This window comes from Streptomyces sp. NPDC048331, assembly GCF_043201215.1.
Taxonomy (GTDB): domain Bacteria; phylum Actinomycetota; class Actinomycetes; order Streptomycetales; family Streptomycetaceae; genus Streptomyces.
The window spans coordinates 1-2,203 of the sequence record NZ_JBICYT010000101.1; the positions used below are offsets into that span (position 1 = coordinate 1).

Annotated in this window: 3 protein-coding genes; 1 reads left to right on the plus strand and 2 read right to left on the minus strand. The window is 66.9% G+C overall.

Annotation, left to right across the window (positions count from 1 at the left end; all coding sequences use genetic code 11):
• The first annotated feature begins 137 nt into the window (after nt 1-137).
• Nucleotides 138-713, plus strand: coding sequence for a transposase (locus ACGFYY_RS42310; protein WP_393717978.1), 576 nt, complete (start codon nt 138-140; stop codon nt 711-713).
• Here the strand turns inward: ACGFYY_RS42310 and ACGFYY_RS42315 are convergent.
• The gene (locus ACGFYY_RS42315; protein WP_393717974.1) at nt 670-1,218 is read right to left on the minus strand and encodes a hypothetical protein; all 549 of its coding nucleotides are present in this window, start codon (nt 1,216-1,218) and stop codon (nt 670-672) included. The genes ACGFYY_RS42310 and ACGFYY_RS42315 overlap by 44 nt on opposite strands.
• A 315-nt stretch (nt 1,219-1,533) precedes the next feature.
• A complete protein-coding gene (locus ACGFYY_RS42320; RefSeq protein WP_393717976.1) occupies nt 1,534-2,025 on the minus strand; it encodes an integrase core domain-containing protein in 492 nt (163 codons plus the stop codon).
• Nucleotides 2,026-2,203: the final 178 nt, after the last annotated feature.

Here is a 2,203-nt window from a genome sequence, read left to right on the forward strand (position 1 = left end):
CACCACCGCGCTGCCCAAAGGATCTCCTCAGTACGTGGGAACGCCGCAGGATACGAGACGCATCCTGCGACACCAGATTCCACGTAACTTGTAGGGACCGGGTCTATGCGTTCTTCCGCCGCTGGCGCGACCACGCGCTGGTCAGAGAGTTCCACGACCGACTGCGCGGCCGGGTCCGCGAGGAGTCGGGGCGAGATACGGAACCGACGGCCGGCGTGATCGACTCGCAGTCCGTCAAGGCGGACGCCGTCGTCGGCGCCGACAGCCGCGGTTTCGACGGCGGGAAGCTGGTCAACGGCCGCAAACGGCACGTGGTGGTCGACACCCTCGGCCTGCTGCTGGGCGTAATGGTCACCGCGGCGGACATCGGCGACCGCGCCGCAGCGAAGGTGCTGCTCGAGCGGGTGACCGACGCTCACCACCGGCTGGAACTCGTCTGGGCCGACGGCGGCTACACCGGCAGCCTCGTCAAGCACTGCCTGTCCGCCCTCGCGCTGGTCCTGGCGATCGTCAAGCGGAGCGACGACATGCGCGGCTTCGTGGTGCTGCCCAAGCGGTGGATCGTCGAGCGGCTCTTCGCCCACCTGATGCGAAGCCGCCGCCTGGTCCGTGACTTCGAACGATCCACCAGCAGCGCCGAGGCGATGATCTACTGGTCGATGACCATGATCATGACCCGCCGCCTGGCCCGCTCACGCTCCGCGCGAGGGTGAACCGGCCCGGTGCCGGCTCGACCAGCCAGCCCCGCGAGACCAGGCGTTTCGCCTTCGACCGGAGCCCCTCCACCTTGGCAGGCACCACGTCCAGGCCGAACGCGGTGGCCATCTCCTGACAGGTCAGCGGCCCTTGACCGAGACGGACCCGATCCTCGACCGAGGCCAGGATGCGCTGGTAGTCCACCGACAGTGCCGTCGCGGCCAGCCCCTCGCGCCACATCGGAACCTGTGACCTCGCCTTCACCGCCAGAGGCGGAGATGCCTCCATCTCGGCTCCCGTCACAACACCCTCCGGCACGTCGGTGGCAACAACACCGGCTGAGTCACCGCCCGGCGCGGACAGCACCGCACCGACACGCTCGCGGGCGATCATCCACTCCGACCACTCCTGCTCGGCCACCGCGAGCTCGGCCTGGATGCGGTCCGCTTCCTCACGCAGCCCGTCCACACGACGACGAGCGGCACGCTCGTGCTGTTCCAGCAGTCCGACAACCGACGGCATCCGCGACCTCCACGAGAGCGACGAAACGACACCCCATCACTCCCACACCGATGCCACCCCTACCCCTGACCAGCGAAAACACAGTCGTCAGACTCGGAAAGACAACAGCGTCTCAGACCCGATGCTTCAACCTGAGCACCAACGTGATCACACCCGCCGCACGCTGGCGGCAGGCTGGCCGATGACGAGGCCGGAGCGGTCGTGCCATACGTGCCCCCACACTCGCGCGATTATTGCGTATCAGCGCGTGGCCTGGCTCATCCCACGCCATGGGGTGCCGAAGCCTGTCAATCCCCTCGTTTCGTGGAGACCTTCCTATGCAGCCAGTTCCTCGGTGAGGCCGGCCCTGTAGTCGTGTTCGTAGTCGATCGGGCTCTTCCAGCCGCACACGCTGTGTAGCCGTCTTGCGTTGTAGAAGTCGGTGATCCAGGTCGCGATCCTGATCCGGGCCTCGGTGCGGGTGGCGAAGGCGTGCCGGTGGACGTACTCGACCTTCAGGACGCTGTTGAACGCCTCGCTGACGGCGTTGTCGAAGCACGACCCAACACGGCCCATCGACTGGGTGACGCCGAGCTTGCGGCAGGCACTCCGGAACTTCCGTGAAGTGGACTCGCTGCCGCGGTCGCTGTGGAAGATCAGGTAGAGCTTCCCCTCACCGGTGACGATCTCCGTCATATCCCCGCACCACACCAGGTCCGGTTCCTCGGCGGTGAAGTCCCGGCGGACGAAGTCCGCACTCGCCGCCCGGTTCCCGGGCCGGGTCAGCCCTCGCCTGTGGCGGACCTTCCGGGCGATGGGGAGAGACATTCTCCTGTTCGTTGGCTTGCGACTTGAAGCAGCAGTCTGTGCAGGCGGCCGACGCAGAGCTGCCCACCAGGTGGTACCAGCCACCCCCTCTCTGTCAGCCTTGGGTGAGACGTCCCGCTTCGTCGGGTTAGCCTGAGAGGGCACGACAGGAGAACCACCCCCTCATGACCAGCACCAA